General features: G+C 68.1%; 20 protein-coding genes and 1 pseudogene. 10 read left to right on the top strand and 11 right to left on the bottom strand.

Translation table 11 applies throughout. The features are described from left to right. Window positions 1-5: 5 nt before the first annotated feature. Entirely contained in the window at window positions 6-2267 is a 2262-nt protein-coding gene (locus ACEN9Q_RS15625) for a glycoside hydrolase family 31 protein (RefSeq protein WP_495625216.1), read from the bottom strand. A 132-nt stretch (window positions 2268-2399) separates the two neighbouring features. Further along, window positions 2400-3425, bottom strand: a complete 1026-nt coding sequence (locus ACEN9Q_RS15620) for an AraC family transcriptional regulator (RefSeq protein WP_495625215.1) — start codon at window positions 3423-3425, stop codon at window positions 2400-2402. 105 nt (window positions 3426-3530) lie between these two features. Between ACEN9Q_RS15620 and ACEN9Q_RS15615 the strand changes: the two genes are divergently transcribed. The 4 genes from ACEN9Q_RS15615 to ACEN9Q_RS15600 all read left to right on the top strand — a co-directional run bounded on the left by ACEN9Q_RS15615 (window position 3531) and on the right by ACEN9Q_RS15600 (window position 9611). Further along, window positions 3531-5123 carry an FAD-binding oxidoreductase gene (locus ACEN9Q_RS15615; RefSeq protein ID WP_495625214.1) on the top strand — a complete coding sequence of 531 codons (1593 nt, stop codon included), beginning with the start codon at window positions 3531-3533 and terminating at the stop codon, window positions 5121-5123. Beyond that, on the top strand, window positions 5120-6706 hold the full coding sequence (locus ACEN9Q_RS15610) for a glycerol-3-phosphate dehydrogenase/oxidase (RefSeq protein WP_495625213.1): 1587 nt from the start codon (window positions 5120-5122) through the stop codon (window positions 6704-6706). The genes ACEN9Q_RS15615 and ACEN9Q_RS15610 overlap by 4 nt, the downstream gene beginning before the upstream one ends. Continuing rightward, on the top strand, window positions 6696-8258 hold the full coding sequence (locus ACEN9Q_RS15605) for an FGGY-family carbohydrate kinase (protein ID WP_495625212.1): 1563 nt from the start codon (window positions 6696-6698) through the stop codon (window positions 8256-8258). The genes ACEN9Q_RS15610 and ACEN9Q_RS15605 overlap by 11 nt, the downstream gene beginning before the upstream one ends. 186 nt (window positions 8259-8444) lie before the next feature. Beyond that, entirely contained in the window at window positions 8445-9611 is a 1167-nt protein-coding gene (locus ACEN9Q_RS15600; protein ID WP_495625211.1) for an IS4 family transposase, read from the top strand. A gap of 219 nt (window positions 9612-9830) precedes the next feature. Here ACEN9Q_RS15600 and ACEN9Q_RS15595 read toward each other — a convergent pair whose 3' ends face one another. The 4 genes from ACEN9Q_RS15595 to ACEN9Q_RS15580 form a co-directional block, all read right to left on the bottom strand. Next, on the bottom strand, window positions 9831-11162 hold the full coding sequence (locus tag ACEN9Q_RS15595; RefSeq protein ID WP_495625210.1) for a diguanylate cyclase: 1332 nt from the start codon (window positions 11160-11162) through the stop codon (window positions 9831-9833). 187 nt (window positions 11163-11349) lie between these two features. Further along, window positions 11350-12543, bottom strand: coding sequence for an aminotransferase-like domain-containing protein (locus ACEN9Q_RS15590; RefSeq protein ID WP_056436330.1), 1194 nt, complete (start codon window positions 12541-12543; stop codon window positions 11350-11352). 127 nt (window positions 12544-12670) lie between these two features. Beyond that, window positions 12671-13132 (bottom strand): RidA family protein, encoded by a 462-nt coding sequence (locus tag ACEN9Q_RS15585; protein WP_056436327.1) that lies wholly within the window; start codon window positions 13130-13132, stop codon window positions 12671-12673. Window positions 13133-13213: 81 nt separating this feature from the next. Beyond that, window positions 13214-14134, bottom strand: a complete 921-nt coding sequence (locus ACEN9Q_RS15580; protein ID WP_495625209.1) for a DMT family transporter — start codon at window positions 14132-14134, stop codon at window positions 13214-13216. A gap of 111 nt (window positions 14135-14245) precedes the next feature. On the opposite strand from ACEN9Q_RS15580, the gene ACEN9Q_RS15575 reads away from it, so the two are divergent. From ACEN9Q_RS15575 to aroQ, 3 genes and pseudogenes are all read left to right on the top strand, one after another. Then, on the top strand, window positions 14246-15679 hold the full coding sequence (locus ACEN9Q_RS15575; RefSeq protein WP_495625208.1) for an aminotransferase-like domain-containing protein: 1434 nt from the start codon (window positions 14246-14248) through the stop codon (window positions 15677-15679). A gap of 103 nt (window positions 15680-15782) precedes the next feature. Then, window positions 15783-16574: pseudogene (locus ACEN9Q_RS15570) on the top strand (transporter substrate-binding domain-containing protein); the annotation flags it as partial. A gap of 12 nt (window positions 16575-16586) precedes the next feature. Further along, window positions 16587-17045 carry a gamma subclass chorismate mutase AroQ gene (aroQ, locus tag ACEN9Q_RS15565; RefSeq protein ID WP_495628958.1) on the top strand — a complete coding sequence of 153 codons (459 nt, stop codon included), beginning with the start codon at window positions 16587-16589 and terminating at the stop codon, window positions 17043-17045. A gap of 9 nt (window positions 17046-17054) precedes the next feature. Here the strand turns inward: aroQ and ACEN9Q_RS15560 are convergent, their stop codons facing one another. Genes ACEN9Q_RS15560 through ACEN9Q_RS15540 form a run of 5 tightly spaced genes read right to left on the bottom strand, consistent with a single transcriptional unit; the run spans window position 17055 to window position 20816 of the window. Next, entirely contained in the window at window positions 17055-17663 is a 609-nt protein-coding gene (locus tag ACEN9Q_RS15560) for a GyrI-like domain-containing protein (protein ID WP_495625207.1), read from the bottom strand. A 19-nt stretch (window positions 17664-17682) separates the two neighbouring features. Continuing rightward, window positions 17683-18987 (bottom strand): RNA polymerase sigma factor, encoded by a 1305-nt coding sequence (locus ACEN9Q_RS15555; protein ID WP_495625206.1) that lies wholly within the window; start codon window positions 18985-18987, stop codon window positions 17683-17685. 25 nt (window positions 18988-19012) lie between these two features. After that, a complete protein-coding gene (locus ACEN9Q_RS15550) occupies window positions 19013-19894 on the bottom strand; it encodes a YciI family protein (protein WP_495625205.1) in 882 nt (293 codons plus the stop codon). An 11-nt stretch (window positions 19895-19905) separates the two neighbouring features. After that, complete coding sequence (locus ACEN9Q_RS15545; protein WP_056436310.1) at window positions 19906-20331, bottom strand: YciI family protein; 426 nt, start codon at window positions 20329-20331, stop codon at window positions 19906-19908. After that, window positions 20328-20816 carry a VOC family protein gene (locus ACEN9Q_RS15540; RefSeq protein ID WP_495625204.1) on the bottom strand — a complete coding sequence of 163 codons (489 nt, stop codon included), beginning with the start codon at window positions 20814-20816 and terminating at the stop codon, window positions 20328-20330. Before ACEN9Q_RS15540 ends, ACEN9Q_RS15545 begins: the two co-directional genes overlap by 4 nt. Window positions 20817-21089: 273 nt before the next feature. Here ACEN9Q_RS15540 and htpG point away from each other — a divergent pair, with 273 nt between their 5' ends. The 3 genes from htpG to ACEN9Q_RS15525 all read left to right on the top strand — a co-directional run bounded on the left by htpG (window position 21090) and on the right by ACEN9Q_RS15525 (window position 25485). Next, window positions 21090-23012, top strand: coding sequence for a molecular chaperone HtpG (gene htpG, locus ACEN9Q_RS15535; protein ID WP_495625203.1), 1923 nt, complete (start codon window positions 21090-21092; stop codon window positions 23010-23012). A gap of 239 nt (window positions 23013-23251) precedes the next feature. After that, window positions 23252-24796 (top strand): hypothetical protein, encoded by a 1545-nt coding sequence (locus ACEN9Q_RS15530; protein ID WP_495625202.1) that lies wholly within the window; start codon window positions 23252-23254, stop codon window positions 24794-24796. Next, window positions 24793-25485: a hypothetical protein gene (locus tag ACEN9Q_RS15525; RefSeq protein WP_495625201.1), complete on the top strand. Its 693-nt coding sequence runs from the start codon at window positions 24793-24795 to the stop codon at window positions 25483-25485. Before ACEN9Q_RS15530 ends, ACEN9Q_RS15525 begins: the two co-directional genes overlap by 4 nt.

The raw sequence follows: 25485 nt of genomic DNA, 5'->3' as shown, positions 1-25485 counted from the left end.
CCCGTTCAGCCGCCGCAGTGCGGCAGCGCGACGGAGGCGGCACGGCCGTCGTAGTCGACCTTGACGACGTCGCCGGCCTGCGGACCGCAGCGCACGGCGAACGCCTGGCGTGCCGGCATGCCGTCGTAGCGGCCCTCGCGCGGCGCGATGTCGAGGCGTTTCGCGCCGTCGTGCCACGTCATCCGCACCAGCGCATGCGCGCCTTTCTGGTAGGCGTAGCCGTCGCCGCCGTCGTCGTACAGCGCGTAGGCGCCGTCCTTGCCCGGATAGACGACGAGGTCCATCGGCGCGTCCGACTTCTCGTCCGCGAACTGTTTTACTGGACCCAGCGGCAGGATGCTGCCGGCACGGACGTAGACGGGGATCGTCGCGATGTCGGCCTTCGCCGTCACCACCTGGCCCGCGTCGAGGCGAGTACCGGTCCAGAAGTCGAACCACGCGTCCTTGCCGGGCAGGTAGACCTCGCGCGCCTGCGCATGCGCCTGCACGACGGGCGCCACGAGCAGGGCCTTGCCGAACATGTACTCGTCCGGGATGTGGAGCGCCTGGTCATCGTCGCGGAAGTCGAAGGCGAGGGCGCGCATCATCGTGCCGTCGTTGTGCGTGACGTCCCACGAGGCCGAATAGATGTACGGGAGCAGGCGGTAGCGCAGGTCGATGTAGTCACGCATGATCTTCTGCGTGGCGGCGTCGAACTGCCAGATCTCCTTGCCGTCGCCGGTGCCGTGCACGCGGAACATCGGGTTGAAGACGCCGAACTGGAACCAGCGCGTGAACAGTTCCGCATACGCCGGGTCTTTCGGCTTGCCGCCGAAGAAGCCGCCGATGTCGGCCGACCAGTACGGGATGCCGGTGAGGGTGAAGTTCAGCGCGGCCGGCACCTGGCGGCGGAACGTGTCCCAGTTGCCCATCGTGTCGCCCGACCACGTGATGGCCGCGTTGCGCTGCTGGCCGGCGTAGGCCGAGCGGGTCAGGATGAACGCGCGCTTCTCGGGCTGGTCGCGCACCATCCCGTCATGCACGGCCGTCGTGTGCAGCAGCGGGTAGGCGTTGTAGACGACGCTGCCCTGGCCGGCGGCCGTCTTGACGTCGCGCATCTGGCCCCACCACCCGCCCAGCTCCGCTTCCGACGCGTCCAGCCACCAGCCGTCGAAGCCGAGCGTGCCCAGGTTGCGCATGACCTGGCGCCAGTACAGGTCGCGGGCGCGCGGGTTGTACGCGTCGTACCAGCGTCCCTTGCCGGCCGGGTAGACGTTCGGATACGTGGCCGGATACAGGCCGCCGATGGCGTCCAGCGCGCGCGTGTTTTCCGTGTCCGGGTCGAGGCGGGCCCACACGGAAATGATGGCGTGGATGTTCTCGTCATGCAGTTTTTTCACCATCGCCGCCGGATCGGGGTAGCGGGCCTTGTCGAACTGGTGGCTGCCCCACTGGCCCGGCGTCCAGTACTGCCAGTCCTGGATGACGGCATCGAGCGGGACGTGCATCGCCCGGTACTTCGCCGCGACGCCGAGCAGCTCGTCCTGCGTCGCGTAGCGTTCCTTCGATTGCCACAGGCCCCACGTCCAGCGCGCCATCATCGGCGCCGTGCCGGTCAGCCGGCGGTAGCCCTTGATCACGTCGTCGAGTTCCGGACCGTACATGAAGTGGTAATCGACGCCGCCCGCTTCCGAACGGATCAGGATCGCCGGTCCCGAGGCCAGGCCGGCTTCCACGTCGGTGACGGCCGCGTTGTTCCACAGGATGCCGAACCCCTTGGGCGACACGAGCATCGGCACGGCCACGTCGCGGTTGGCCTGCTGCAGCCGCGTGATGGTGCCGTTGTAGTCGAGCAGGCCGTTCTGGTGCTGGCCCAGGCCGTACAGGATGGTCTCCGTCTGGAAGCGCTGCGTGACGCCGTGCGCCACGTCGCGGCCGCCCTCGCGCAGGATGTCGTGACCGTCGGCCGTCTGGAACGTGATCTCGCCGCCGGGGCGCGCCACGCGCACCCGCAGGTCCGCCGTCGACAGCGTCCAGGCGTCAGCCGCCTCGCCGATCTTGAATGCGATCTTCTCCGGCTGCGCGATGACGGCCGGGTTGTAATTGCCCGCAAAGCCGGCCGGACCGAAGCGCACGTGGACGACGCGCGGCGCCACCGGTTCGATGGTCAGCACGCCCGTGTCCGTGCGCACCTGCATGCCTGTGCCCACGCGCTGCATGGTCAGTGTGGCCGCATGGCCCGTCAGCGCCCACACGGACGCCCCCGCGATGAATAACGACTTCCACATTGTTGTTTTTCCTGTTCGTGTTATTGAACCTGCCGGTTGTCCCCTGATTGGCAAGCGCGTTGCAACGTCATGTTGACGTTCTTTCAAAGTCTAACATGAAATGTTATCGCGAACATTCAGAAATGATGGCCGTCATGGCGCAGCCAGCGCCCGCTCGCGCCAGGCGCCCGGATTCATGCCGGACCACTCGCGGAACGCGTGCGTGAACGCGCTCTGTTCCTGGAAGCCGAGCAGGAAGGCGATGTCGACGAGCGACAGCCCGTCCTGGCGCAGATAGTCCATCGCCAGCGCGTAGCGGGCCGCGTCGAGCACTTGCTGGAAGGTCGCGCCGGCGTCGGCCAGCTTGCGCTGCAGGGTGCGCGGCGACAGGTCCAGCGCGGCGGCGATGCCGGCCAGCCGCACGGGTCCGGTCGCGAGCCTGCCCGCGATGGCCGCGTGGACCTGCGCGACGATGCCCCCTGGCGCCTGCGCCCGTTCGCGCAGCAGGCGCTCGGCGTGCTGCTGCAGCAGCGGATACATGGCGGTGTCCGCGGCGGGCAGCGGCAGGGCGAGGAGGGCGGCATCGAAGTCGACGGTGTGCGCGGGCGCATCGAAGTCCGGGACCATGCCGAGCACGCGCGCGTATTCGGCCGGATCGGCGTCGGGCGGGCGCGCATGCGCGAAGGCGAGGGCGCGCGGCGCCAGCGGCCGGCCCGCGAGCCAGCAGCCGAACGTGCGGATGCCGGCGAAGACGCTTTCCGCCAGGTGGCGGCTCGCCGCCGGATAATGGCTGGCCCACGTGTAGCGCGCCAGGCTGCCTTCGGGTTCGAGGCGCGAGCGTCCGAGGTCGTGCGCCAGCTGTTCGTAGCGTTGCGTCTGTTCCAGCGCCTGGCCGATGTCGCGGCAGGCCAGCAGCACGAGGCCGTACACGCTGTACGTGCCGGGCCGCACGCGCTCGCCCACGTGCAGGCCGAAATGCGGATCGCCCGCGAGGCGGCTGCCGGCGTCCAGCAGGGCGATGTAGTCGCATGCCGCCAGCGCGTCCGGCAGCGGGTCGAGCAGCACCGGCGCGAGCCCGGCCGCCTGCGCCAGCGCGGCCGGCGCGATGCCCCGTGCGGCGGCCGCCTCCAGCAGCGGCTGCAGATAGGCCGCGGTGACGCGCGGCGGCGAGGCTGGCATGTTCGAACAAGCGCTTGGCATGAATCCGCAATACTCGGGTCGTCGTTTTTCTTAAAGTGGCAGCAAACGAGTATAGCCGCATAACACACTGGGGAGAACGGAACGATGCGACGCTGGAACGGTTGGGGAGACGATGCGGTCGACGTGGCGCTGGGCGAGCCCGCGCTGGCATTCCTGCGCGGGCGCATCGGCGCGGGCACGCCCCCGCGCGACGCGGCATTCGAGGCGTCGTGCGCGGCGCTGCCGCCCGGCCGGCTGCCGGCGCACCGCCTCGCCGACGCCAGCGCGCAGGCGCGCCTGACGCATGCGACGGGCCAGAGCCTGCACGACTGGCTGCGCCTGCGCCACGGCCGCATCGGCGCGGCGCCGGACGCCGTCGCCTTTCCGGAGAGCGCGGACGACGTGCGCGAGCTGCTGCGCTGGGCGCGCACGGTCGATGCGGCCGTCGTGCCGTACGGCGGGGGCACGAGCGTCGCCGGCCACCTGGACGCCGTCGGCGCGCGGCCGACCGTGTGCGTCGACATGGCGCGCATGCGGGCCCTCGTCGCCATCGACCGCGAAGCGCAGCTGGCCGTGTTCGAAGCCGGCGTGGCGGGGCCCGACCTGGAAGCGCAGCTGCGCGCGCACGGCTACACGCTGGGCCACTTCCCGCAATCGTTCGATTACTCGACCCTGGGCGGCTGGGTCGTCACCCGCTCGTCCGGCCAGCAATCGCTGCGTTACGGCCGCATCGAGCAGCTGTTCGCCGGCGGCCGCGTGGAGACGCCGGCCGGGCCGCTCGTCATCCCGACCTTTCCCGCGTCCGCCGCCGGTCCCGACCTGCGCGAACTGGTGCTCGGGTCGGAAGGGCGGCTCGGCATCCTGACGGAAGCGGCCGTGCGCATCACGCACCTGCCGCCGTTCGAGGCGTTCCACGCCGTGTTCTTCCCCGACTGGACTCGCGCCGAGCAGGCCGTGCGCACCATCGTGCAGGCGCGACTTGGCCTGTCGATGCTGCGGCTGTCGAACGCGGAGGAGACGGCGACGATGCTCACGCTGGGCGGCCATGGCCGCCAGGTGGCACTGCTGGAAACCTGGCTGAAGCTGCGCGGCGCGGGCGCCGGCAAATGCATGCTGCTCGTGGGCGCCAGCGGAGAAAAGGCGCAGGCGCGCGCCGCGCTGAAGGCCGCGCTGGCGCTGGCGCGGCGCGACGGCGGCGTGCACGCGGGCCGCGCGCTGGGCGACGCTTGGCGCCGCAACCGCTTCCGCAACGTCTACCTGCGCAACAGCGCGTGGGCGCACGGCTATGCGATCGACACGGTGGAGACGGCGCTCGACTGGCCGCGCGTCACGCCCGCGATGCGCGCCATCGAACGCGCCGCCCACGACGCGCTCGCGCGGGACGGCGAACGCGCGCACGCCTACACGCATCTGTCGCACCTGTATCCGCAGGGCGCCAGCGTCTACTCGACGTTCATCTGGCGCCTCGCCGGCGATTACGACGCCGACCTGGCGCGCTGGCGCATGCTCAAGACGGCCGTGTCGGAGGCGATCGTCGCGAGCGGCGGCACCATCACCCACCAGCACGGCGTGGGCCGCGACCACGCGCCGTGGCTGGCGCACGAAAAGGGCGAGCTGGGGATGGCCGCGCTGCGCACGCTGTTCACGCATTTCGATCCGGACGGGCGCATGAACCCGGGCAAGCTGGTGACGCCATGAGCGGACAATTTTCCGCGCTGTGGCAGCGCGGCGGGCGCGCGGCCCTGCCCGACGTGCTGGCGCGCGAGTGGGACGTGCTCGTGATCGGCGGCGGCATCAGCGGCGCCGGCGTGCTGCTGGAAGCGGCGCGGCGCGGATTGAAGGCGCTGCTGGTCGATCGCCACGACTTCGCATGGGGCACGTCGAGCCGCTCGTCGAAACTCGTGCACGGCGGCCTGCGCTACCTGAAGGGCGGCCACGTGCGGCTGACGGCGGAATCCGTGCGCGAGCGCGAGATGCTGCTGCGCTGTGCGCCGGGCCTCGTCGAGCCGCAGGGCTTCGCGTTCGCGCAGTACGAGGGCGCGCGTGGCCGCCGCAGTTTCCTGGCGGGCCTCGCGATCTACGACGTGATGGCGGGCCGGCGCGAGCGCCACTGGCTGGCTGCCGACGACTTCCTGATGGCGGCGCCGAACGTCAAACGGGACGGCCTCGCGGGCGGCATCGTCTACACGGACGCGCGCACGGACGACGCCAGGCTCGTGCTGCGCGTGCTGCGCGAGGCGCTCGACCACGGCGCGGCGGCCGTCAACCGGCTCGGCGCGCGCGCACTGCTGCGCGAAGGGGGCCGGGTCTGCGGCGCGACGCTTGCCTGCGCCGTCGACGGTACGGAACACGCCGTGCGGGCGAAGGTCGTCATCGATGCGACGGGCGCATGGTCGGGGCCTTTGCACGGCCTGGGCCCGCGCCTGCGCCCGCTGCGCGGCAGCCACCTGATCCTGCCCGCGTGGCGCCTGCCGCTGGCGCGCGCCGTGAGCCTGATGCATCCGCACGACGGGCGGCCCGTGTTCGCCTTTCCGTGGGAGGGCGCGACCCTGGTCGGCACGACGGACCTCGACCACGACGAGGGCATGGACCGCGCGGCCCGCATCACCCGCGCGGAGGTCGATTACCTGATGGCGGCGCTGCAGGCGCAGTTCCCCAATCTGCAACTAACCGACAAGGACATCATGTCGACTTACGCGGGCGTGCGGCCCGTCATCGCGGGCAAGGACGGCAGCGCGCCGTCGCAGGAAGGGCGCGAGCACGTCGTGTGGAGCAGCGCCGGCCTCGTCGCCATCGCCGGCGGCAAGCTGACGACGTTCCGCGCCATCGCCCTCGATGCGTTGCGCGTCGCGAAGGCGCAGCTGCCCGGCTGGAATGACCCGCTCGACGCCTGCGCCGTGTTCGCGCCCGTCCCGCCGCCGCAGGCGCCGCACCTCGATGCGAGTCTGCTGCGCCGCCTGCATGGCCGCCACGGCGCCTGTACCGCGGCCCTGCTGGACGCGGCGCAGCCGGGCGAACTGGAACGGATTCCCGGCACGGAAACGGCGTGGGCCGAGTTGCGCTGGGCCGCGCGCTGCGAAGCCGTGCAGCACCTGGACGACCTGCTGCTGCGCCGCACCCGCCTGGGCCTGCTGCTGCGCGACGGCGGCGCGGCACACCTGGAGCGCATCCGCGCCATCTGCCAGCCGGAACTCGGCTGGGGCGCCGCGCACTGGGCGCATGAAGAAGCGGCGTATCGCGCATCATGGACTCTTCAACACGGCCTGCCTCATGAAGACTGATACGACCATCCTCGCCATCGACAACGGCACCCAGAGCGTGCGCGCGATCCTGTTCGACCTCGCCGGGAACATCGTCGCCAAATCGCAGGTGATGCTGGACCCGTATTTTTCCACGCAGCCCGGCTGGGCCGAGCACGACCCGGAGGACTACTGGCAATCGCTGTGCCGCGCATGCCAGGGCCTGTGGACGCAGCCCGGCGTGCGCCGCGACTCCATCGCCGGCGTGGCCGTGACGACGCAGCGCGGCACCGTCATCAACCTCGATCGCGCAGGACGGCCGCTGCGGCCCGCGATCACGTGGCTCGACCAGCGCCACACGGACACGGTGCCGCCGCTGGCGTGGTGGTGGCGCGCCGCGTTCAGGCTGGCGCGCGTGGACGGCACCATCGATTATTTTCGCGGCGAGGCCGAGATCAACTGGATCCGCGCGCACGAACCCGACGTGTGGGCCGCGACCGACAAATTCCTGCTGCTGTCCGGCTACCTGAACTGGCGGCTGAGCGGACGTTTCGCGGATTCATCGGGCTCGCAGGTCGCGTATCTGCCGTTCGACTACCGGCGCCGGCGCTGGGCCGGGCCGCGCGACTGGAAGTGGCAGGCGCTGGCCGTCGAACCGCACATGCTGCCGGAACTCGTCGATCCCGGCGACCGTCTCGGCGAGATCGGGCGCGCCGCCGCTGACGCCACCGGCATCCCGGCCGGCACGCCGCTGCTGGCCGCCGCCGCCGACAAGGCGTGCGAGGTGATCGGCGCCGGCTGCCGCGAGCCGCATGTCGGGTGCCTCAGCTACGGCACGACGGCCACCATCAACACGACGGGCACGCGCTACGTCGAAGTGACGCCCTTTTTACCGCCGTATCCGGCCGCGATCCCGGGCGCCTACAGCAGCGAGGTCCAGGTGTTCCGCGGCTACTGGATGGTCAACTGGTTCAAGGAGCAGTTCGGCCACCGCGAACAGCAGCGCGCGCTCGCGGAAGACGTGGCGCCCGAGAAGCTGTTCGACCAGCTGGCCAGTTCCGTCCCGCCCGGATCGATGGGCCTGATGCTGCAGCCCTACTGGACGCCAGGCATCCGCGTGCCGGGCCGCGAGGCGAAGGGCGCGATCGTCGGCTTCGGCGACGTGCACACGCGGGCGCACGTCTACCGCGCGATCCTGGAAGGCCTCGCGTATGCGCTGCGCGAAGGGAAGGAGCGCATCGAAAAGCGCAGCGGCGTGGCGATCACCGAGCTGCGCGTGTCGGGCGGCGGCTCGCAGAGCGATTGCGCGATGCAGCTGACGGCCGACATCTTCGGCCTGCCGACGGCGCGGCCGCACGTGTACGAGACGTCGGGCCTGGGCGCCGCCATCGATGCGGCCGTGGGCCTGGGCCTGCACCGCGATTTCGCGGCGGCGATGGCCGCGATGACGCGGGTGGGAAGGGTGTTCGAGCCGGTGCCGGCGCACCGCGACGTGTACGAGCGGCTGTACCGGCAGGTCTACCTGAAGATGTACCGGCAGCTGGCGCCGCTGTATCGGGAGATCGCGGAGATTACGGGCTACCCGAAGAGATAATGCGTCGCGCCCGTGCACGCTGGCATCCAGGTGTTACGCATCGCGGCAGCGCCGGCGAGATTGGGTCCCCGCCTTCGCGCACTGCTGTCCGGAATAATTTGAGGGGAAATCGCTGAAGGTGTTGCAGGGACTGGTTTACGGGCGTATACCCGAGTCGCCAAACTCAAAAAACCAAAACCCCGCAACATGTTCAGCATAGCTACCTTTCAGGAATTATTAAAGGGCCTGCCCCGCTCGGAGTTCGATCGGCTGGTAAAAAGACACAAGGCCGACAAGTACTCTAAAAAATTCGGGCACTGGCAGCACCTGATCGCAATGATGTACGGGCAGCTCAGTGAAGCGCCGGGCTTGCGGGCGCTGGAGACGGGCTTTAATCATCACCGCTCTCACCATTACCATTTGGGCGCCGGGATGATCAAACGTACGACGCTGGCCGATGCGAACGCCAGGCGCTCCGATACCGTGTTCAGTGATGTCGCCAATTGGCTGATGGGACAGGTGTCGCGTCAGTTGCGCAGCGATAGTGCTGAATTGATGTATCTGCTCGACTCGACGTCGTTGACGCTCAAGGGACGGGAATTCGAGCGCTGGACACAAGAAAACCGCACCCGCAACACCCAGGGTATCAAGGTCCATGTCCTGCTCGATGCCGAGACCCGGACGCCAGACTGGATTTCGTTCAGCGCGGCCAACGTCAACGACGTAGAGAAAGCCTGGAGCGTACCGCTGGTTCGGGGCGCCCTTTACGTCTTCGACAAAGGCTACTGCGACTACGCCTGGTGGAACGCCATCAGTCAGGCTGGGGCGCAGTTCGTTACCCGGTTCAAACGCAATGCCGGCCTACAGATAATCGAAGAAAGAAGCATTCCCGCCGAAGCCGCCGGGGTCGTGCTCAATGATGAAATCGTCCGGCTCAAACATAAGCGTCCCGGAGGACGAGACAACCCATATCTGGCATCGCTACGGCGTATCACGATCGCTCGCCCGGAAAAGGACACGCCGCTTGTCCTGGCCACCAACGATCTGGACAGCGCCGCGTTCGAGATCGCCCAGCGTTACAAGGAGCGCTGGGGAATCGAACTGTTTTTCAAGTGGATCAAGCAGCACCTGAAAATCAAAAAATTCCTCGGGCGGAGCGAAAACGCAGTGCGCATCCAAGTGCTTACAGCGTTGATCAGCTATTTGCTCGTGGCGCTCTACAAGCAGCGGCACTCGCTCAAGATCAGTCTCTGGGACTGCCTCGTGCTGATACGCGCCACCTTGTTTCAGCGCCCCGAGATCGAAGCTTCCCGCTATCGACAACGACGGCGACTTCAGCAAGAAATGGCAGAGCTCCAGCTGAGCCTCATCTGATGAAACTGTCAAGAATTTTATTCCGGACAGCAGTGCGCCTTCGCGGGGACGACGTGGATATGACCCGTCGTTCCCGCGCAGGCGGGAACCCAAGTTTACGGCGCGCGAGGGCACCCGGGTGTTACGCACTGCGGCAGCGCCGGCGAGTTCGGGGCCCCGCCGTCGCGGAGACGACGACGCATCCTATGTTGTCGGGTCGGCTGGCGCCGCCCGCCCCGCTCAATACACCGCCGCGTCCCGCACCACATCCCACGCCGCGCCGACGATGGTCGACTCGACCCGGTTGCGGCCCCCGGCCTTGGCGGCATACATGGCGCGGTCGGCGCACACGAACAGGTTTTCGATGGCGTCCAGCTGCGTCGGCACGATCGTCGCGACGCCCACGGACACCGTGAGCCAGGTCGACGTCGTCGAGCGCGGGTTCGGCATCTGCAGGGCTTCGACGGCGGCGCGGATCGTTTCCGCGACGTGCGCCGCGTTTTCCGCCGGGGTCTCGGCGAACAGCAGCACGAATTCCTCGCCGCCGTAGCGGGCCGCGAGGTCGGTCGGGCGCGCGGCGTGGTCGCGCAGCGCCTGCGCGACCTTTTGCAGGCAGACGTCGCCCGCCGCGTGGCCCAGCGTGTCGTTGTACAGCTTGAAGTGGTCGACGTCGAGCACGACCAGCGACAGCGGCTGGGCGCTGCGGATCGCGCGCTGCCATTCCTTGTCGAGGAAGGCGTCGAAGTGGCGGCGGTTGGCGATCTGGGTCAGCGGGTCGAGCATCGCGGCGCGCTGCAGCGCGTCCTCCGACTGCTTGTGGTGGGTGATGTCGTGCAGCAGCGCGACGAACAGGCCGTCCGCGGCGTGCATCGGCGTCATCGTCAGGTCCATCGCGCGCAGGCCGCCGTCGCGGTGGCGGATCTTGACCTCCCGCGTGCCGTAGCTGATGGCGTCCAGGCCCTCGCAGCAGCCGGGCTCCTTGCAATCCAGCAGATCCTTCAGCGACCGGCCGACCAGGTCCTCGGGCGCATAGCCCAGGTAGCGGTCGCAGGCCGGGTTGGCGTACTGCACGCGGCCGCAGCGCTCGACGATCAGAAGGCCCTGGTCCATGCTGTTGACGATCATGCGCAGGCGGTCGGCCTGTTCCGACTGCGTGTCCGTGCTGGTGCGCAGGCGCAGCTGGGCGCGCACGCGCGCGCAGACTTCTTCCAGGCGCAGCGGCTTGGGGATGTAGTCGGCGGCGCCGGTGTCGAAGCCGGCGACGATGTCTTCCGTGTCGCCGCGCGCGCTCATGAAGATCACGGGAATGCGCATGGTGGCCGGATGCGCCTTGAGGCGGCGGCACGTCTCCAGGCCGTCGATGCCGGGCATCACGACGTCGAGCAGGATCAGGTCGGGTTTTACGCGCAGGGCGATCTCCAGCGCGCGGTCGCCGGAAGTGGCGACGAACGTCTGGTAGCCTTGGCGCAGCATCATCGAACGCAGCACCCCGAGGTTGTCGGGCGCGTCGTCGACGATGAGAATGGCGGGCTTGCGTGGGTCGGCAAGCGGCACGGTCGCAGGGTTGGTCATACGGTGCTTGGCGGGGACTGCACGTTTAGATTGCGTGCAAAATCATACACCCCGCAGCACTGGCCTGGGCAATAACTTCTTTTACCGATGGAAAAATCTGTAACTTTTGCGCAACTGACAAGTGTTTGGCTTGTTCAACAATTGTTTGAGTCCGGCGGCAACGCGTGCCGCCGGACGCGGACCCGTCTTACATCTGGTCCTTGATCAGCTTGCCGAGGGTGGCGATGCCTTCGCGGATGCGTTCCGGCGGCACCGTCACGAACGACAGGCGCAGCGTGTTCGTGACCGGTTCGTTGGCGTAGAACGGCGCGCCCGGGACGAACGCGACGCGGGCGGCGATCGCCTGGTCGAGCAGCTTCATGGCGTCGATGTGCTTGGGCAGCGTGACCCAGATGAACATGCCGCCTTCCGGACGGGTCCACGTCACGCCTTCCGGGAACTCGGCGTCCATTGCGTCCAGCATCGCCTGGCACTGGTTCGCGTACAGGTTGCGGATGGTCGGGATGTGCTCGTTCAGGAAGCCGTCCTTGACGACTTCGTGCACGACCATCTGCGTCAGCGTCGCGGTGTGCAGGTCGGCGGCCTGCTTGGCCAGTTCAAGGCGGCGCACGAGCGGCAGCGGGGCGACGACATAGCCCAGGCGGATGCCCGGCGTCAGCACTTTCGAGAACGACCCCATGTAGATCACGCCGTCCGGGTTCATCGACAGCATGCGCGGCATCGGCTCGCCCTTGTACGACAGCGCGCCGTACGGATCGTCCTCGATCAGCGGCAGGCCCAGGCGGGCGCAGGTTTCGACCAGCTCGCGGCGGCGCTCGATGGACAGCGAGCGGCCCGTCGGGTTCTGGAAGTTCGGCAGCGAGTACAGCAGGCGCGCACCCTTGGCCAGCGGTTCGATCGACGACGGCACGAGGCCGTGGTCGTCCGTCTCGACCGACCGGAATTCCGGACGGTAGACCGAGAAGGCCTGCAGCGCGCCGAGGTAGCTGGGGGTTTCCACCAGCACGCGCGAACCTTCGTCGATCAGCACCTTGCCCAGCAGGTCGAGGGCCTGCTGCGAGCCGGACACCATCAGGATCTGCTCCGGCACAATTGTCGAACCTTCCGTGGACAGGTAATTCGCCACCCATTCGCGCAGCGGTGCGTAGCCGTCCGTCGGGCCGTACTGCAGCGCCTGCTTGCCGTTTTCGCTGAGCACCTTGTCGTAGGCCGCCTTCATGCGTTCGACGGGGAAGGTGGCGGGCGAAGGCAGGCCGCCGGCGAAGGAAATGATTTCCGGACGCTGGGTGATCTTCAGGATCTCGCGGATCGCCGAGCTTTGCAGCTGCTGTGCGCGCTCCGAGAACTGCCACTGGATGGGATTGGGATTTTCGATTTTCATACTGGTCTCACAGGAAGGGCCACGATGGTGCGCCGGTCATTATAAAGCACGCCGGGTAGGCTGCTCTCTCAAGAGGAGCACGCCTGTTGGGCATGCTCCGGTTAAATAAGTGCTGCGGAGCGATAGCTTACGCGACTTCGGCGATGAGTTCGATCTCGACGCAGGCGCCGAGGGGCAGGGATGCCACACCGAACGCCGAGCGCGCGTGCTTGCCCGCGTCGCCGAACACTTCGCCCAGCAGTTCCGAGCAGCCGTTCGTGACGAGGTGTTGCTCGGTATAGTCCGGCGTCGAGGCGACCAGGCTCATTACCTTGACGATGCGTTTTACGCGGTTCAGGTCGCCGCCGACGGCCGCCTGCAGCGTGCCCATCAGGTCGACGGCCACGGCGCGCGCCGCCGCCTTGCCCTGTTCCGTCGTCTTTTCCCTGCCCAGCAGGCCCGCATTGACCGTACCGTCCGCATTCTTGGCGATATGGCCGGACAGGAAGACCGTGTTGCCGGTCTGCGCATACATGACGTAGGCGGCCGCCGGCGTCGCCGGTGCGGCCAGGGTGATGTTCAGTGCTTTGAGTTTGTCGTAGACGGACATGAATTCCCCAGGGTTGTGTGAAAAGAAAGCCGCTATTGTAAGCCTTGCCGGCGGGCGTGCCCATCGCAGGGTGCATACCCATTATCGCCTCACCTGCATGCGGCGGCCCAGCGCCACGGTCGCGATCACGGCCAGCGCGAAGCCGACATTGGCCGCCGTCAGCGCCTCGCCCAGCAGGACGGCCGCGCCGGCCAGCGACAGGAAAGGTTGCAATAATTGCACCTGGCCCACGCGCGCCACGCCGCCCAGCGCCAGGCCGCGATACCAGAAAAAGAAGCCGATGAACATCGAGAACGTCGTGACGTACGCGAACCCGAGCCAGCTGGCCGGGCCGACGGCGCCCAGCCGGCCGAACTGGTCGCTTTCGAACGCCGCCAGCAGGATTGCGGCGGGGACGGCCGCCAGCACGAGCGCCCAGCAGATCGTTTCCTGGCCGCCCAGCGTGCGCGCCAGCCGCCCGCCTTCCGCATAGCCGGCCGCCGCGGCGGCGATCGCGCCGAACATCAGCAGGTCGGCCTTTTGCAGCGTCCCGCCGCCCTGGCCCAGCGCGAACGCGAGCACGAGGCTTGTGCCCAGCAGGGCGACCAGCCAGAACCCTGTCGAGGGCCGCTCGTAGCCCCGCAGCGCCGCGTACAGGGCCGTCGCGAGCGGCAGGACGCCGCCCAGCACGGCGCCGTGCGACGCCGGCACGCTGCGCATCGCAATCGAACTGAGCAACGGAAACCCGAGCACGCAACCAAGCGCCACCACGGCCAGCGGCCACAGCGCGGCGCGTCCCGGCAAGGCGGCGCGGCGCATGCGCAGCCAGCCGGCCGCCAGCACGGCGGCGCCGAGCGCGCGGCCCAGCGTGAGGAACAGCGGATCGAGCTCGCGCACCGCCAGCCGCGTGAACGGCAGGGTGAGGCTGAAGACGGCGACGCCGGTCAGGCCGAGCAGCATGCCCCGCGCTTCGTCGGATGCCGCCGCGGGGACGCCGGCCGGGGTGAGGGTGGTGGGACGCATGGGTTCTCCGGTTATCGTTGCAGCACGCCTTGGTCAGAGGTATGCTAGACCGGACGAGCAGTACAGTCCCTATACACTTACCGATATCCTTTTGCGTACTGTGTTGCAAAAATGACCGATACAATCATGCCGACGCTGCTGTCGCGCGATTCCGGCGAACCGCTGGCCGACCAGATCGTCCGCGCCGTCACCGCGCGCATCGACGACAGGCAGCTGCGCGCGGGCAGCCGCATGCCCTCGATCCGCCGTTTCGCCGCCGACCACGGCGTGTCGCCGTTCACCGTCGTGGCCAGCTACGACCGCCTCGTCGCGCAGGGCTACCTGGAATCGCGCCGCGGCGCCGGCTTCTTCGTGCGCGAGCGCGCGCCCCTGAACACGGCATTGCGGCGCGCCGAACCGCATGCCGACCCGGCCCTGGAAGCGCGCGCGCTGGACGTCGTCTGGCTGATCCGCCACATGTTCCGGCAGATGCCGGGCCAGCCGTCGAGCGCCGCGGGCGTCCTGCCGACGGCCTGGCTCGATGGCCCCGGCGTGTCCAACGCTCTGCGCGCCGTCAGCCGCCAGAACAGCAGCGTGCTGCTCAACTACGCCGCCCCGCAGGGCTATGCGCCGCTCCGCGAACAACTGCAGCGCAAGCTGGCCGAGCTGGAAATCGCGGCCGCGCCCGAACAATTCGTGACGACGCTCGGCGTGACGCAGGGCCTGGACCTCGTCGCGCGCGAATTCTGCCGCCCCGGCGACACCGTGTTCGTCGACGATCCGGCGTGGTTCCTGATGTTCGGCTCGTTCGCCGCGATGGGCCTGAAGGTGGTCGGCATCCGCCGCCTGGCCGACGGTCCGGACCTGGCCCAGCTCGAGGCGCTGGCGGCGCTGCACCAGCCGCGCCTGTACATCATCAATTCGGTGCTGCACAACCCCAGTTCCACGTCGCTGTCGGCCGCCAAGGCCTTCCAGATCCTGCGCATCGCCGAGCGCCACGACATCACGGTCGTCGAGGACGATATCTATTGCGACCTGCACCCGGGCGGCGCCCAGAGCGTGACCCGGCTGGCGGCGCTGGACCAGCTGCAGCGCGTGATCTACCTGAGCGGCTTCTCGAAATCGCTCGCGGCCAACTTGCGGGTCGGTTTCATCGCGGCCTCCGCGGACGTCGTGCAGCGCCTGGCCGACCGCAAGATGCTGGCCACGCTGAGCACGAGCGACCTGGGCGAGCGGATCGTCTACAAGATCCTGTGCGAAGGCGTGTACCGCAAGCACCTGGACCGCATCCGCGCCCGGCTGGACGCCGTGCGGCCGCAGGTGCTGCGCCGCGCGGAATCCCTCGGCATGACGCTGGAACCCGCGCCGACGGCCGGGATGTTCGCGTGGGCCGACTGCGGCCGCGACACCAACGTGCTGGCCGCGCGCGCGATGGACGAGGGCCTGCTGCTGGCGCCGGGCAGCCTGTTCTCGCCGGACCAGCTGCCGTCCACCAAGCTGCGGCTGAACGTGGCGGCGCTGGAGGACGACGAGGCGTGGCGGGGGCTGGAGCGGGTGCTGGGGTGACGGTCGCCCGGGCTGGCGCCGTGGCCGGCTTGACAGGCATGCGCCCTTACCCTACGCTGCGCGGCACCAGGCTCCGGCCACTACGGACAGATGAAGGAGATTCATGCGCGCGGCAGCGTTTTGCAGGGTTTGCATGCGACCCGTCGTCTTGGCGGGCCTGCTGACGGCGGTACTGGCGCCGGCACAGGCCGGCCGGCTGGACGACATCGCCGCGCGCGGCGTGCTGCGCGTGGGCAGTACCGGCGACTACAAGCCCTTCAGCTACCTGCAGCCTGGTGGCGAGTTCATCGGCATGGATGTGGCGCTGGCGGGCGCGCTGGCGCAGGCGCTCGGCGTGCGGCTGCAACTGGTTCCGACCGGTTGGCCGACGCTGATGGCCGACCTGGATGCGGACAAGTTCGATCTCGCAATGAGCGGCGTGTCGGTGACGGCCGAGCGGCAACGGCGCGCGCTGTTTTCGGTGCCCTATCTACACGATGGCAAGACGCCGATCGCACGCTGCGAAAACGTCGCCCGGTTCCAGACGCTGGCGCAGATCAACCAGCCGGAAGTGCGGCTGATCGTCAATCCGGGCGGCACGAACGAACGCTTCGCCCGCGCCTGGGCGCCGCGCGCCCAGCTGACCGTGTACCCGGACAATGTGACCATCTTCGGCCGGATCGTCAGTGGTGCGGCCGATCTGATGATAACCGACGCCGTCGAAACCCGTTTGCAGCAGCGCCTGCATCCGCAGCTGTGCGCGGTGCATCCGGACGCGCCGTTCGACCAGGCGGAGAAGGCCATCCTGCTGCCGCGCGATACGGCGCTGAAGGCGTATGTCGACCGCTGGCTGCAGCACCGGCTGGACAACGGCGACGTGTCGAAGAGCCTGGATCGGTGGCTGGCGTTTCCTTGGGGACTGGAGCCATTGCGCCAGGCCATCGACCAACGCCTGCTGCTGGCGCGGGACGTGGCGCGCGCCAAGTGGAACGCGAAGGCTGCCATCGAAGACCGGCCGCGCGAAGAACAGGTCATCGCCGCCGCGGTGCGTCAGGGGCGTGAGCTGGGACTGCCGGAGGCATGGATACGCAGCGTGTTCCGGGCGCAGATCGAAGCATCCAAGACGGTGCAGCGCGAACTGTACCGCCGCTGGCGGGCAGAGGACGCCGGCCGCTTCGACGACGCGCCCGACCTCGCCAACACCATCCGCCCCGAGCTGGACCGCCTCACCGCCCAGCTGCTCCGTTCCATGGCCGACAACCAGGCCCTGTTGCACGACGGCGGCCGTACAGCCGACGTCGCCGTCGCCATGCATGGGCTGCAGGCACGCGCCATCAATCCGGCCGCGGCCGACCAGGCACTGGCGCCGTTCCTGTCCCCCGACTGACGCCAGTTGTCACGCCATCGGTTGGCGGATGATCGTCTTCCACCGGCTGGCATCGGCGCGCCGGATGTCGCTCAGATAGATTTCGTGGTGCTTGCCGGCGAGGGCGGCGCGGGTCTCGATGAAATCGTGCACGCGCCGGATCGTCGGTCCTTCCGCGGTGAACGGTCCGACGTGCAGCGTCTGCGCGCACGGGCCTTCCGTGAACGATTCCAGCCGCAGCGCCTCGACGGCGGCCAGGCCTTTCTTGCGCTTCACTTCCGCCATCGCGTCGCGCAGCACCGACTCGTCGGCGTACGGCGGCTGATGGATCATCATCGTCCATTGCCACTTCGACCTGTCGTTGGCCACGAATGACGACAGGTCGTCCGACCACCACAGGCCTTCCAGCGGCATCACCGCGTAATCGATGCCCGACGGTCCCTTTTTCACGATGAACTTCGCCGTATAGGACACGGAGAACAGGGCTTCCACGGCCCGGGCATACAGCGGCGACGTATTGGGATCGCCCGCGCCGTCGATCATGAGGAAGCGCAGGGCGGGGACGTCGACCTGCACGACTTCCCGCGCGGGCGCCTGGTAAAGATGCTTCAGCTCTTTCTTGAGGTCGATTTTCGGCACGCGTGCTCCCGATGAATGTTCACTCGCCGCGCGCGAGCCGGGTCTTGCTCGTCCCGGCCCGCACCAGCAGCAGTTCGCGTTCCCGCTCGTTCTGCGTCATGCCCGCCGCGCGCTCGAATTCCGCCGCCGCCTCGTCGTGGCGCCCGAGCTTCGCCAGCAGGTCGCCCCGCACGCTGGGCAGCAGGTGGTAGTTGCGCAGCGCCGGCACGTCCCGCAGCGCGTCGGCGAGGGCGAGGCCGGCGGCGGGGCCATAGGCCATGCCCAGCGCCACCGCGCGGTTCAGCTCGACGACGGGCGAGGGCATCAGCTGGGACAGCGCGTCGTACAGGGCGGCGATGCGGGCCCAGTCCGTCGCGTCGGGCTTGAGCGCGCGGGCGTGGCAGGCGGCGATGGCGGCCTGCAGCGCGTACGGTCCGAGGGCGCCCAGGCGGCCGGCGCGGTCCAGCGCCGCCAGGCCGCGGCCGATCAGCAGGCGGTCCCAGCGGGAACGGTCCTGGTCCATCAGCAGGATCGGTGCGCCGTCCGGCCCCGTGCGGGCGCGCTCGCGCGAGGACTGGATTTCCATCAGCGCGACGAGGCCGTGGACCTCGCCTTCGTCGGGCATCAGTTCCGCCAGCACGCGGCCCAGGCGCACTGCCTCGCGGCACAGCGTGGGCCGCAGCCACTCGTTGCCGGCGCTCGCGGAATAGCCTTCGTTGTAGATCAGGTAGATCACCTGCAGCACGGACGCGAGGCGCGGCTTGAGTTCGTCGCCGCCCGGCACCTCGAACGGCACGCGCGCTTCGGCCAGCGTCCGTTTGGCGCGCACGATGCGCTGGGCCACCGTCGCTTCCGGCACGAGGAAGGCCCGCGCGATCTCGCCCGTGGCGAGGCCGCCCAGCAGTTTCAGCGCCAGCGCCGCGCGCGCCTCGGCCGACAGCACCGGGTGGCAGCAGACGAAGATCAGGCGCAGCACGTCGTCGTCGATCTCGCCGGCCGTCTCCTGCGCCAGCGCGGCCAGCTCGGCGGGATCGCGGAAGCTGCCGCCGTCGGCCAGCATATTGTCGAACTCCCAGCTCAGCTCGCCTTCCTTGCTGGCGTGCATGGCATGGTGGCGCAGGTGGTCGAGCGCGCGCCGCTTGGCCACCTGCATCAGCCAGGCGCCGGGACGGTCGGGCACACCGTCCGCCGGCCAGCGCTCCAGCGCTTCCAGCAGCGCGTCCTGGGCGAGTTCCTCGGCCCGTCCCAGGTCGCGCAGCATGCGCGTCAGCGCGCCGACGATGCGCGCCGATTCCATGCGCCACACCGCCTCGACGACGCGGCCCGTGTCGGCGCCGCCCGTCATGCGTGCCGTCCCGCCCGGACAGGCGTCACGGCCGGTCCCACGCCGGTTGCGGCGCCAGCTCGGCGCGCAGGGCGGCGTCGAGCTGTTCGGCGCGCACGCTGGCATCCTCGCGCAGCCGGTCCGGCGCATCGGCCGCCACCGCGGACGCGCCGGGCGGCGCGATCAGGGCCACGCGCCGGATCTCGACGTCGACCTCGGGCCCCGTCGGGTAGGGCAGCGTACGCGCCCAGTCGAGGGCCGCTTCGATCGACGGCGCGCGGATCATCCAGAAGCCGGCGATCAATTCCTTGGCTTCCGCGAACGGTCCGTCGATCACGCTGGCGCCGCCGTTCGCCACGCGCACGCGGGCGCCGCGCGCGGTCGACTTGAGGCCGTCGCCGGCCAGCAGCGTGCCTGCCGCCGCATGGATGGCATTGAAGGCGTTCAGGCGGTCGAGCTTTTCCTGCGGCGGGATGGCGTCGCGCTCCGTGCCGGCGTCGGAACGCAGCAGGATCGCGTAGCAGGCGTCGCCGCCGGCCGCGCCGGGCGGGACGCCGGCGCAGCCGCCCGGGCAGCCCGTCTCGAGCAGTTCCAGCGTGGCGGTGCCGGCGGCGTGTCTGGGCATGTGGTCGCGCAGCCATGCCAGCGCGGCGGCGTGCGATCGGGCCTCGAACACGGCGAAGCCGGCCGGCAGGCGTTCGTCGGACGGGAACGGTCCGGCCGTCACGGCCTCGCCGCCGGGCCACAGCGTGAGGCGCAGCGCTTCCGCGTCCGGCGCGAATGCCAGCGCCAGCGCGGGCGCGCGGGGAGCGTCCGCGCCGGCCCCGGCGCCGCCCGGCAGCCGGCGCAGCAGATCGTCCAGTACCGCCTGCGGGTCGGCCGTCGCGGCGCGGTCGTCGTTGTCGGTGCGAATGAGCATGAACTGCATGGCCGGCCTCCTCAGCGTGCCGCGAGTTGTTCGCGCATGCGGTCTTCCTGCGCGCGCACCTCGGAGGGCAGGTCCGTGCCGAAGTCGTCGGGGCCGAACAGCTGGCGGATCTCGATCTCGCTCGCCATGTCCTCGTGCGGGTTCGGGCAGCGCTTGAACCACTCGATGGCTTCTTCCTTCGAGCCGACTTCGATCATCCAGAACCCGGCGATGAGTTCCTTCGTTTCCGCGAACGGACCGTCGATGACGGTGCGCCGGTCGCCGTCGAAGCGGATGCGGGCGCCCTTCGAGCTGGGCATGAGGCCGTCGGCGGCCAGCAGGATGCCGGCCTTGACGAGTTCCTCGTTGAAGTTGCCCATGTCGACGAACAGTTTTTCGCTCGGCATGATGCCGGCTTCCGAGGCCGCGCTGGCCTTCACGATGACCATGAATTTCATTGTTGTGCTCCCGCGCAGGTTTGATCCATCGAGTTGCCCATCGCTTCCCGCATCTGCTCGGGCGTCATGTCGCGCTTGCGGGTGGCGATCGACCAGCGGTGGCCGAACGGGTCCTCGATCTGGCCGTAGCGGTCGCCCCAGAACATGTCGGCCATCGGCATGACCGGTTTCGCGCCCGCTTCCACGGCGCGGGCAAAGACGGCGTCGGCGTCCTCGACGTACAGGTGGATGTAGACGGGCGTGTTCTTGAGCGCGAGCGGGCCGACGCAGCCGGAATCCGGAAAGTCGTCGGCGAGCATGATCAGCGAGTCGCCGATGCGCATCTGGGCATGCATGATCTTGCCGCCCGGGCCCGGCATGCGGCTGTTCTCGACGGCGCCGAAGGCCTGCTTGTAGAACGTCAGCGCGTCGGCCGCGCCGCTGCAGACGAGGTGCGGGGTGATCGTGTGGAAGCCTTCGGGGATGGGACGCACTTGTTCGGTCATGATGATCTCCTGTTCAGTGAATGGTCTGCGGCGGCCGGCATGGAGGTGCCGAACCGGTGCCGCTGTCCGTACGACGATCGGGCTTCCACGTTTTCGACACGCCCGCGCAAAAAAATTTCGATGGATCGACACGGTATGCCGACTCGGTCAAAAAGTCGAGAACCTTGTCGTATGCATAAGAAGTGCGACCGGGAAAAAATAACTCTTGAAATCCTTGTTGGTATCCCAATATCGAACCGGTCTGTCCAACCCTGATACGAACGAGGATATAAGATGGCTGTAGCCGAAAAAGAAACCCTTGGGTTCCAAGCAGAAGTCAAACAGCTGCTGCAACTGATGATTCACTCCTTGTATTCCAACAAGGAGATTTTCCTGCGGGAACTTATTTCCAACGCGTCCGACGCGGCCGACAAGCTGCGCTTCGAGGCGATCAACAACGACAGCCTGTACGGCAACGACCATGAGCTGAAGATCAAGGTCCTGTTCGACAAGGATGCGAAAACCGTCACCATTTCCGACAACGGCATCGGCATGAGCCGCGACGAGGTGATCTCGCACCTGGGCACGATCGCCAAGTCGGGCACGAAGGAATTCTTCAGCAAGCTGTCGGGCGACCAGCAGGCCGATGCCGCGCTGATCGGCCAGTTCGGCGTGGGCTTCTACTCGGCCTTCATCGTGGCCGACCGCGTCACCGTCGAGACCCGCCGCGCCGGCGCCGCCGCTGCCGACGGCATCCGCTGGGAATCGACGGGCGAGGGCGACTACACCGTCGAGCAGATCGAGAAGACCAATCGCGGCACGGACATCATCCTGCACCTGCGCGAAGGCGAGGACGAGCTGCTGTCGTCGTGGAAGCTGAAGTCCATCATCCGCAAATATTCCGACCACATCTCGCTGCCGATCGAGATGAAGAAGGAAGAGTGGGACGAGGAGAAGAAGGAAACCGTCGTCCGCGATGAATTCGAGACCGTCAACCAGGCGTCCGCGCTGTGGGCCCGTTCGAAGTCCGACATCACGCCGGAGCAGTACGAAGAGTTCTACAAGCACGTGTCGCACGACTTCCAGCCGCCGCTCGCGTACACGCACAACCGCGTCGAAGGCCGCAGCGAATACACGCAACTGCTGTACGTGCCGGGCCACGCGCCGTTCGACCTGTGGGACCGCAACAAGCGCGGCGGCATCAAGCTGTACGTGAAGCGCGTCTTCATCATGGACGACGCCGAGCAGCTGATGCCGGTCTACCTGCGCTTCGTGAAGGGCGTGATCGATTCGAACGACCTGCCGCTGAACGTCTCGCGCGAGATCCTGCAGGAGTCGCGCGACGTGCGCGTGATCCGCGAAGGTTCGACCAAGCGCGTGCTGGGCATGCTGGAAGAAATGGCGAACAGCGACGAGCAGGAAGGCCGCGACAAATACGTGACCTTCTGGAAGGAATTCGGGCAGGTGCTCAAGGAAGGCATCGGCGAGGATGCCACCAACAAGGACCGCATCGCCAAGCTGCTGCGCTTCGCGTCCACGCACACCGATTCCGCCGACCAGACCGTGTCGTTCGCCGACTACATCGGTCGCATGAAGGAAGGCCAGGACAAGATTTACTATGTTACCGCGGACAACTACAACGCCGCGAAGAACAGCCCGCACCTGGAAATCTTCCGCAAGAAGGGCGTGGAAGTGCTGCTGCTGACGGACCGCGTCGACGAGTGGATGCTGTCGTTCCTGAACGACTTCGACGGCAAGGAACTGGTGTCCGTCGCCAAGGGCGGCCTGGACCTGGGCAAGCTCGAGGACGAGGCCGAGAAGAAGGAACACGAAGAGACCGAGTCGCAGTACAAGGACCTCGTCGAGAAGATGAAGGGCGCCCTGAGCGACAAGGCCAAGGACGTGCGCGTGACGCACCGCCTGACCGACTCGCCGGCCTGCCTCGTGGCGGACGAACATGAGCTGTCCGCGAACCTCGTGCGCATGCTGAAGGCGGCCGGCCAGGACGCGCCGGAAACCAAGCCCATCCTCGAGATCAACCCGAACCACCCGCTCGTCACGCGCCTGAAATACGAAGACGCGGCGAACCCGCGCTTCGCCGACTGGTCGCACATCCTGTTCGACCAGGCCATGCTGGCCGAGGGCGGCAGCTTGGCGGACCCGGCGGCGTTCGTGAAGCGCTTGAACGAGATGCTGCTGGCGACGGCGGCGAAGTAAGCACAAGCGCCGCAGCGCGGCGCGATCGCAACAGCAAGGAGCCGGGCACTGCCCGGCTCTTTTTCTTTGTGCTGTATCAAAAAAACAACTCTAGTTCATCTCTTTTCATGCGCAACCGATAGTTAAGGCGCGGGGGCTGTCGTCGTAAATATCGTTCGAGTACAGTGAAGTTCAGAAAACGCTAAAGCTGTGTTGAGCAACCACAAGCATTAGACGATAACCACCCTATGGGAGTCCTGATGAACCATCTGCCTCGGCATGGCGGACGCATGCGGCTGCTCGCCTGCGTCACCGCCTTCGCGACGTCTGCCTGCTCGACCCTGATGAATCCCTATCTCGATACGAGTGCCATGAACAAGGGACCGGCGTGCGCGCAGACCCAGGCGTGCAGCGCGACCCAGCGCTTCATCGGCATCCGCGATGCCGTCGTCACGGCACAGGAAGGGCCGCGCACGGCTTACGTCGAGCGGGCGAAACTCAATTCCTGGTCGTCGGCGCTGGCGTTCCCGCTGAGCGGCCTGTTGCTGTACGGCGCGGCGACCCGGTCGTCCGAAGGGGCGCGCAAGGGCATCCTGGGCGGTGGACTGCTGATGGGCTCGGCTTACGAGACGCGCAATGCGTTGATGTCCGGGTCGCCCGAAAGCACGTATCTGCTGGCCGAGGCGCGGCTGGCGTGCGTGGTCGATGAGGCGGCCAAATACAACCTCCAGCCCGCCGCTCCTGCCTGCACGGGCAAGCTGCAAGCGGTAACCCAACAGCTCGCCGTCGTCCGGGGACTCAATCCCGCGGCCGACCTGCGCACCAAACGCGACGACGACGTCGCGAAAGCCGAGGGTGCGATCGCGCAATACCTGCAGCGCGAGCAGAGGATTTCCACGGCCGCCGACCATATGCAGTCGGCGGCGCGCGCGATTCTCGTGAACACCAACGCCCAGATCAGGACGGCCAGCGTGTCGCCGGCCACGGCGACCGCCCTGATGAAATCGGAAATGTCGCTGTTTCAACCGGTGACGAAGCTCGATGCGGGGAAGGTGGTCGTTGCGACCGGGGCGGGCGAGACGCCGTATCCGACCGTGGCCAAGGAATTGAACGACCTCAGCGACAAGTTGACGGACTTCGCCGAAGCGTGCGTGCGGCCGCAACCCCAGTCGCCGGCCCCGTTCGACGGTTGCGTCACGTATTCCCCCGCGGCGCCGGCCCTGCCGACGATCACGACGTCGCTGGCGGGCAACCAGTTCGACATGTCCCCCGGCGCCAGCAAGACGTTCACGGTGACCAGCGCACCCAGCGGCACGCCGTGGGCCGACTACGGCGGCGATCCCGGTGCCGCCAACGCCGCCCTGGGCCGTCCGCAGATCGTGACGCTGACGCCGACCCAGTCGCAGGTCACGCTCAACTACGCGAAGGCCGTCGCCAAGGAAACGCCCATCACGTTGAGCCTGTACACGATCGGTGTCGCCGGCAATGCGCTGCCGCTCACGATCACGTTGAAGCCGGACGCGCCGGGGAAGGACCAGGACGGCACCGCCGCCGCGGCCGCGGCGCCCGGCGGCAGTATCGATCCCAGGATCGTGGCCCTCGCGGCGACGGACAAGTGCCTGATGAAGTCGATGCAGCCGTACCCCACGGATGCGGTCCAGCTCGATCACATGTTGCGCGTGCAGTGGAATAATCTCAAGCCGCCGGGCGCCGCGCCCACGCCGGAGCAGTTGACCGGCAAGGCGTTCATCCAGCAGGTCAAGGATGCCGCCAAGCCGCCGCCGCCCGAGTGCGCCGCCAAATGACCGCGGTCAGGATCCGTAACCTGGCCGTGCCGGACGACTTCGGTACGCTCAGCTGCCTGGTGCACCGGAACGGCGAGTACGCGGTGCTGTGCGTCGCGCACGTGCTGGCGCCGCCGCTGCTGGGCGTCGATCCTTCGATGCAGCCGGTCGTCGCATGCGACGTCGGGCAGTCCTCGGAGGTGGGTTTGCTGCGCAACTGGGACATGCCTGTCAGCAGCAGCGGCGTCCCGTACGGCCCCTCGCTCGACGCCGCGGTCGCAGGCGTCAGTGTCCGTACCGCGCAACTGCTGGGCAATCTGCCGGATTTTCTCCCCAGCGCATTGCGTACCGCACCCCTGGCGTTGCAGGAAACGGTCCATTTCACCGGTGCGTCCAGCGGCTTGAGGCATACGACCGTCGTGCACGATACGGACGCGCGGGCGGACGTCAGCTATTTTCTGTACGACCTGGGGCGCGGCGCCGCCATGACGTCGGTGGACGTCTCGCTGCGCGGGCTGATCCAGACCGACCTCACCACCCAGGTGATCGGCGGTGACAGCGGTTCCCTGCTGCGCGACGGCGACGACCGCGCGGTCGGTATCCTCGTCGGTACGGACATCGTCCGCAATTACTGCTATTTCTCGCCGTTGGACAAGATCCTGCACGAGTTCAATGCCACGCTGTGGCCGGCGGGGCGACCGATCGCATGA

Source organism: Massilia sp. Masssp93 (assembly GCF_059491295.1).
This window is presented reverse-complemented; position numbering and strand designations above follow the sequence as displayed.

Coding starts and splice junctions, on each gene's coding strand:
- ACEN9Q_RS15525 (WP_495625201.1), top strand. CDS start 24,793: ATGACCGCGGTCAGGATCCGTAACCTGGCCGTGCCGGACGACTTCGGT.
- ACEN9Q_RS15530 (WP_495625202.1), top strand. CDS start 23,252: ATGAACCATCTGCCTCGGCATGGCGGACGCATGCGGCTGCTCGCCTGC.
- ACEN9Q_RS15615 (WP_495625214.1), top strand. CDS start 3,531: ATGCGACGCTGGAACGGTTGGGGAGACGATGCGGTCGACGTGGCGCTG.
- ACEN9Q_RS15610 (WP_495625213.1), top strand. CDS start 5,120: ATGAGCGGACAATTTTCCGCGCTGTGGCAGCGCGGCGGGCGCGCGGCC.
- ACEN9Q_RS15600 (WP_495625211.1), top strand. CDS start 8,445: ATGTTCAGCATAGCTACCTTTCAGGAATTATTAAAGGGCCTGCCCCGC.
- ACEN9Q_RS15605 (WP_495625212.1), top strand. CDS start 6,696: ATGAAGACTGATACGACCATCCTCGCCATCGACAACGGCACCCAGAGC.
- ACEN9Q_RS15550 (WP_495625205.1), bottom strand. CDS start 19,894: ATGCAGTTCATGCTCATTCGCACCGACAACGACGACCGCGCCGCGACG.
- ACEN9Q_RS15555 (WP_495625206.1), bottom strand. CDS start 18,987: ATGACGGGCGGCGCCGACACGGGCCGCGTCGTCGAGGCGGTGTGGCGC.
- ACEN9Q_RS15620 (WP_495625215.1), bottom strand. CDS start 3,425: ATGCCAGCCTCGCCGCCGCGCGTCACCGCGGCCTATCTGCAGCCGCTG.
- ACEN9Q_RS15575 (WP_495625208.1), top strand. CDS start 14,246: ATGACCGATACAATCATGCCGACGCTGCTGTCGCGCGATTCCGGCGAA.
- ACEN9Q_RS15580 (WP_495625209.1), bottom strand. CDS start 14,134: ATGCGTCCCACCACCCTCACCCCGGCCGGCGTCCCCGCGGCGGCATCC.
- ACEN9Q_RS15595 (WP_495625210.1), bottom strand. CDS start 11,162: ATGACCAACCCTGCGACCGTGCCGCTTGCCGACCCACGCAAGCCCGCC.
- htpG (WP_495625203.1), top strand. CDS start 21,090: ATGGCTGTAGCCGAAAAAGAAACCCTTGGGTTCCAAGCAGAAGTCAAA.
- ACEN9Q_RS15590 (WP_056436330.1), bottom strand. CDS start 12,543: ATGAAAATCGAAAATCCCAATCCCATCCAGTGGCAGTTCTCGGAGCGC.
- ACEN9Q_RS15545 (WP_056436310.1), bottom strand. CDS start 20,331: ATGAAATTCATGGTCATCGTGAAGGCCAGCGCGGCCTCGGAAGCCGGC.
- ACEN9Q_RS15585 (WP_056436327.1), bottom strand. CDS start 13,132: ATGTCCGTCTACGACAAACTCAAAGCACTGAACATCACCCTGGCCGCA.
- ACEN9Q_RS15625 (WP_495625216.1), bottom strand. CDS start 2,267: ATGTGGAAGTCGTTATTCATCGCGGGGGCGTCCGTGTGGGCGCTGACG.
- ACEN9Q_RS15540 (WP_495625204.1), bottom strand. CDS start 20,816: ATGACCGAACAAGTGCGTCCCATCCCCGAAGGCTTCCACACGATCACC.